General features: G+C 38.5%; 6 protein-coding genes and 1 pseudogene. 2 read left to right on the top strand and 5 right to left on the bottom strand.

Translation table 11 applies throughout. From position 1 onward, the window contains the following. Window positions 1-527 (bottom strand): annotated as a pseudogene (locus tag E5329_RS28150) (hypothetical protein); the annotation flags it as partial. Window positions 528-1,047: 520 nt separating this feature from the next. Between E5329_RS28150 and E5329_RS28145 the strand changes: the two are divergent. Both E5329_RS28145 and E5329_RS28140 read left to right on the top strand, forming a co-directional pair. Next, window positions 1,048-1,419 (top strand): GntR family transcriptional regulator, encoded by a 372-nt coding sequence (locus E5329_RS28145; protein WP_135992439.1) that lies wholly within the window; start codon window positions 1,048-1,050, stop codon window positions 1,417-1,419. A 52-nt stretch (window positions 1,420-1,471) separates the two neighbouring features. After that, a complete protein-coding gene (locus tag E5329_RS28140) occupies window positions 1,472-2,359 on the top strand; it encodes a hypothetical protein (protein WP_275443849.1) in 888 nt (295 codons plus the stop codon). A gap of 715 nt (window positions 2,360-3,074) precedes the next feature. Here the strand turns inward: E5329_RS28140 and E5329_RS28135 are convergent. The 4 genes from E5329_RS28135 to E5329_RS28130 all read right to left on the bottom strand — a co-directional run bounded on the left by E5329_RS28135 (window position 3,075) and on the right by E5329_RS28130 (window position 4,594). Continuing rightward, a complete protein-coding gene (locus tag E5329_RS28135; RefSeq protein ID WP_275443848.1) occupies window positions 3,075-3,221 on the bottom strand; it encodes a hypothetical protein in 147 nt (48 codons plus the stop codon). Between the two features lie 224 nt (window positions 3,222-3,445). Further along, entirely contained in the window at window positions 3,446-3,544 is a 99-nt protein-coding gene (locus E5329_RS31340) for a putative holin-like toxin (RefSeq protein WP_275443847.1), read from the bottom strand. A gap of 514 nt (window positions 3,545-4,058) precedes the next feature. After that, window positions 4,059-4,157 carry a putative holin-like toxin gene (locus E5329_RS31335; protein WP_275443845.1) on the bottom strand — a complete coding sequence of 33 codons (99 nt, stop codon included), beginning with the start codon at window positions 4,155-4,157 and terminating at the stop codon, window positions 4,059-4,061. Between the two features lie 161 nt (window positions 4,158-4,318). Next, window positions 4,319-4,594 carry a hypothetical protein gene (locus tag E5329_RS28130; RefSeq protein ID WP_135992438.1) on the bottom strand — a complete coding sequence of 92 codons (276 nt, stop codon included), beginning with the start codon at window positions 4,592-4,594 and terminating at the stop codon, window positions 4,319-4,321. Window positions 4,595-4,968: the final 374 nt, after the last annotated feature.

Here is a 4,968-nt window from a genome sequence, read left to right as displayed (position 1 = left end):
TTCACTATGGGTAAATTTTGCCATTTTGCGTAGAAAAACGTTGGTAAGTTCCTAATTGAATATCTCTGAAACCCTTCTTCAAATTTTTCTGATTCCACCTCATACCCTTCCGGAACCTCCATCAACCGATACTTCCTGAAATCCCCTCTGTCCTCTCCTTCATTCTCTTGTACTTGCTCATTCTGTATCCTTACATGATCACTTCTCTGTTCTATCCGAAAACCATTCAGCCATTGAATAATCGGCTCTGCCGCTATTACACTTCCACCCACAAGCATCAGAATCAGTAAAGCAACGGCTATCCACCTTCTTTTAGAACGAATCGGACGGTATAATTCCAATAATGAATCATCCGATTTCGTTGCCCCGTTCTTTTCCTGCGTTTCAAACTTCTGAAATACCTGCTTCATCTTTCTGCGAAATTCAAAAGAAAATTGGTGCCTGGGCAAATCTTTGGGACGTTTGTCATAGCCCTCTTTTATCATCTCCTCAAATGCCTGTTCTAACAACTTGTCCATATCGTTCATAGTTCCCCTCCTTGTAACAATTCTTACATATCTCAACATTTTGCCCCAAAGGACATTATCATTATATATTAACAATTCATCTGTCCCTTTCATGACACTTTTTGAAATTATAATAGTATTTTTTATTAACGAAATACTATTTTAGCACATTAACGTAAGGGTATGTCACGAATGGAAATCTCCAACGTGAAAATGAGTTGCCACAAGGCCAGTGTCCACAGAAATAGCCGCCCTCCAACCAAAGGATGCAGCTATCGCTGTAACTGATTAAATTGGCAACCGTCTATCGCATCCTGAGAGGCGCCTGTTACCGACAGTCCCTTCTTTATATAAAGGATAATAGTTAGCCTCCCGGATTTGCTAAAAGCCTATCTGGACTGCCAAGTACAAGGTATGTTCATTGATAGTTTTCCATACTATTTGAAAATAATTTCTCTTCCTATTGACTTTTGAATAAATACCATTTATTGTATTATTTAGATAGTACAATGGTACATAAGACTTGAGAGGGAGTGATCGCATGCCGTGGAATTTAAATTCTGATCGGCCTATTTTCATTCAGCTTATCGAAAAAATTAAAATAGACATCATCTCCGGGCAATACGCTCCCGGCGACAAACTTCCGTCTGTCCGAGAACTTGCCCAGAAAGCCTCTGTCAATCCCAACACCATGCAGAAAGCCCTCTCCGAATTAGAACGAACAGGGCTGGTCTACTCCCAGAGGACCAGCGGACGGTTTATTACAGAGGATACGGGAATGATTGAGGAACTGAAAACAACGCTTGCCGAAGAGGTAATTTCCGATTTCTTGGAAAATATGCAAAAACTTGGATATCAGAACGAAGAAACTCTATCTCTTCTGGCAAAATTTTTTATATCCGATGAAACTTAGCCTCTCAAACTTAATGACCTGTTTGCCGGAATACATAAGAAAGGAAAAAGGAATGGAAAAAACGGATATTGCGAAATATACGATTAAAGACAGCATTTTCACGAATTTATTTCAGGATAAGAAGTACCTGATTCAGCTATACCGGGCACTCCACCCAGAAGATACAGAGACTACGGAAGATGAACTGAAGGACATTACGATTAAAAATATATTAGTGGATGCGTGCTATAATGATTTGGGCTTCACAGTAAGAGACAAAATTATGATTCTGACAGAGGCGCAAACCACCTGGACGATGAATATTATCATACGGGCATTGATGTATCTGGTGCAATCCTACCATGAATATTTTGAACGCAGGAACGATAACCTGTACGGCAGTAAAAAAGTGAAGATACCAAAACCAGAATTATATGTGATATTCACCGGAAAAAGGGTAAGCAAGCCGGAATATGTTTCTCTTTCAGAAGAGTTTTTCAATGGGGAAGACTGTGCCATTGATGTAAAGGCAAAAATGATATACGATGGGAAAGACAATGATATTATCAGCCAGTATGTCACTTTTACAAAGGTATATGACGAGCAGGTGAAATTATATGGACGGACTAGAGAAGCAGTTACCAATACAATCAATATCTGTAAAGACAGGGATGTCCTGAAGGAGTATTTATCGAGCAGGGAAAAGGAGGTTGTGGACATGATGATGACATTGTTTGATGAAGAACAAGTAATGCGTGCTTATGTGGAAAGTGAGCGAAAAGAAGCTGCGGCAAAAGCTGCAAAAAAAGCAGCCGTGATTTCAGCGATTGAGATATATCAGGAAATGGGTTTGCCTATTTCAGAAACTATAAAAAAAGTGGCGGGAAAATATAAACTTGAGGAAAACGATGCAGAAGCATGGGTTCAGAGATATTGGAAAAAAGAAGGGGATAATCAATAGTTTTCATACGAGTAAGAAAGCGGTTTTATTACTGGCTTACCACTTTATCCCCTAACAGACGGATTACCCGGTTTTCAACCAGGTAATCTGTTGTTTTACACCTTTTTTAATACCATTTTCCAGCTTGTGAAAAAATACGGGTGCATTTTTGAAATATAATCAGAAAGAGAAGCATTGTGTGAACTTTTCAGATGCCTTAATATGGTGTATTACTATTGAAAAGAACTGTAATGACAGGAATGGATATATGATTTACCCAAAGAGTCTTAGCATACAACCCAAGCAACTTTGAAGGCAGTACGTTCACCGAAAACCAGACAGCAACCTTGTTTTTAGAAGGTTCCTTCCAACATCAGAAAATGGTTATAGGGCTAAAGATGTGGAAGAAAAGAATGTCTATTTTCTGATGTTCAACCACATAATTGCAATAATGGATGAACCTTTGTCAAAAAATTAATCTGTAACGCTTTTGATTTAGATATGCCAATCCCAGAAAATCCACAGAAATCAAGTGTTTATGATAAATAGCAGCATACCTAATTTGAAATCGTTACAGATTAATCAAACACTTCCACCATGAATTAAAAGCTGATGTATCTGAGGATAGGGCAAATGGATATGCAACTGGGAACTACAAAAAAAGAGCCAATACAGTAAACAACCTAAACATCATACACTCAAAAGAAATTACAGAAAAATGTCAGGATTAATGGTTTTATATCATGGATTCAAAGGTTATCCCATCGTCTATATCAATCGCAAGAATCTCCTTAAAGATTTTGACGATTTCTTCTTCCTCCAGTTGAATCCCTCTTACGGTTGTATCTATGTCCATTGTGGTTCTGGCTTCAATCCCAATCATAGAAGAAATCAGCATCCTGAAAAAAAGAATTGGTGTCCATTTATGGGATGTGTGTCAGATATGAAAGGGTAATAACTTCGCCGGATTCAAAAAAATGCAGTTGATTTTCAGATTTAGAAATGTTATATTATAGAAAAGGAGCAACCGCCCACAAGCGTGGTTAGCCTCCAAGAATAGCTATATAAGCCTACCTGTAACCAGCCAAGTTAGCAAGGTAGGCTTATTTATTTTCGCTTGTTATTCCTACCAATATAGGCAAGCAATGCAATCAGGAAGTTACCGCCTAAAAATAACAGGCTTAAAATATCATATGTATATTCCATCTGCACCACCTCCCATCTTTTCCAAGTGAGGGAGGCTCACCACCCTGTAACGCGTCTGCTCCATAGGCAAATTATAGCATACCTTAGATTATCCGGCAATCTGTTTTCCAGCCCTGCAGGACAAACGCATGAATGTTTATTCTCTTTATTATGCTTCACTGTCAAGTCTTACAGATCATCCCAATGCTTTTTATGGTATGGATTTTATCAACTTTTATGGAACGCTGTAAGTGCCTGTTTATGGGCATTTCCGGTGTTTCTTCTTTTCATCCTCCCGCACCAAAAACCGTAAAATCCCAGAAAAAAGGGGTCAAATTTGGTGTCTGTTTATGGGATGTGTGTCAGATATGAAAGGGTAATAACTTCGCCGGATTTAAAAAAATGCAGTTGATTTTCAGATACAGAAATGTTATATTATAGAAAAGGAGCAACCGCCCACATAGTGGTTAGCCTCTCTAAGATATGTTAAAAATAAACCTACCTCAATCCGGCTAAGATTACAAGGTAGGTTTATTTATTTTCGCTTGTTATTCCTATCAATATAGGCAAGCAATGCAATCAGGAAGTTACCGCCTAAAAATAACAGGCTTAAAATATCATATGTATATTCCATCTGCACCACCTCCCATCTTTTCCAAGTGAGGGAGGCTCACCACCCTGTAACGCGTCTGCTCCATAGGCAGATTATAGCATACCTTAGATTATCCGGCAATCTGTTTTCCAGCCCTGCAGGACAAACGCATGAATGTTTATTCTCTTTATTATGCTTCACTGTCAAGTCTTACAGAGCATCCCGATGCTTTTTATCCCTTTCCAACGGCTTTTTTCCTGCATCCAGCCTATCTTATTGCATTGGTAATATTCCCTTGTTTCTATTTGGGAATGGAATTTTTCTTTGGTAATTTTATAGCCGCCATTTTCTTTTATTTCCTCCAGAAGTTCCCCATCCCCAAAATATTCACTGATTTCCCTGTACAGATTTTTTTGGTTCTCTTTGACTGCCAGCGTGTAATCTGCCCGCTTCTGCTCTTTTGACCTGTTGCCCCTCATGGTTTTTCCGTCGATACAGATGATTTTTTTGAAGCGCTTCCCCTTCATTGCCGTTTACAAGTCCATTCCATTTTTTATAAACGTCCTGCATGTATTCAGGCGCAATACTCCCCATAACCCTCTGCATTGTGTCATGCGAGGAGATACCGTTTTCAAGTTCAATGTACTGCCTTAAATTTTGTCCTCAATTAGTTCTATTATTTTTAATATTTCTGTCAATGTAAAACACCACCTTTACTGTAATAATACCACAAATTCTCTGTAAAGGTGTTTTTTGTTCACAATTTATTCATTCATGCGTTTGTCCTGTTTGCTTTTGCAGCTCTGACGCTTAAAAAAATTAATTAAAAAACCTCCCATTTTATGGGAAGATG

The sequence above is a fragment of the Petralouisia muris genome (assembly GCF_004793545.1).
In the GTDB taxonomy this organism is placed as follows: Bacteria; Bacillota; Clostridia; order Lachnospirales; family Lachnospiraceae; genus Petralouisia; species Petralouisia muris.
Note: the sequence above shows the minus strand (reverse complement) of the source record. Positions and strands in the feature narration are given on the sequence as shown.

Bases quoted from the DNA above. Each gene is read 5' to 3' on its own strand.
- E5329_RS28145 (WP_135992439.1), top strand. From the start codon at position 1,048: ATGCCGTGGAATTTAAATTCTGATCGGCCTATTTTCATTCAGCTTATC.
- E5329_RS28140 (WP_275443849.1), top strand. From the start codon at position 1,472: ATGGAAAAAACGGATATTGCGAAATATACGATTAAAGACAGCATTTTC.
- E5329_RS28135 (WP_275443848.1), bottom strand. From the start codon at position 3,221: ATGATTGGGATTGAAGCCAGAACCACAATGGACATAGATACAACCGTA.
- E5329_RS31340 (WP_275443847.1), bottom strand. From the start codon at position 3,544: ATGGAATATACATATGATATTTTAAGCCTGTTATTTTTAGGCGGTAAC.
- E5329_RS31335 (WP_275443845.1), bottom strand. From the start codon at position 4,157: ATGGAATATACATATGATATTTTAAGCCTGTTATTTTTAGGCGGTAAC.
- E5329_RS28130 (WP_135992438.1), bottom strand. From the start codon at position 4,594: ATGAGGGGCAACAGGTCAAAAGAGCAGAAGCGGGCAGATTACACGCTG.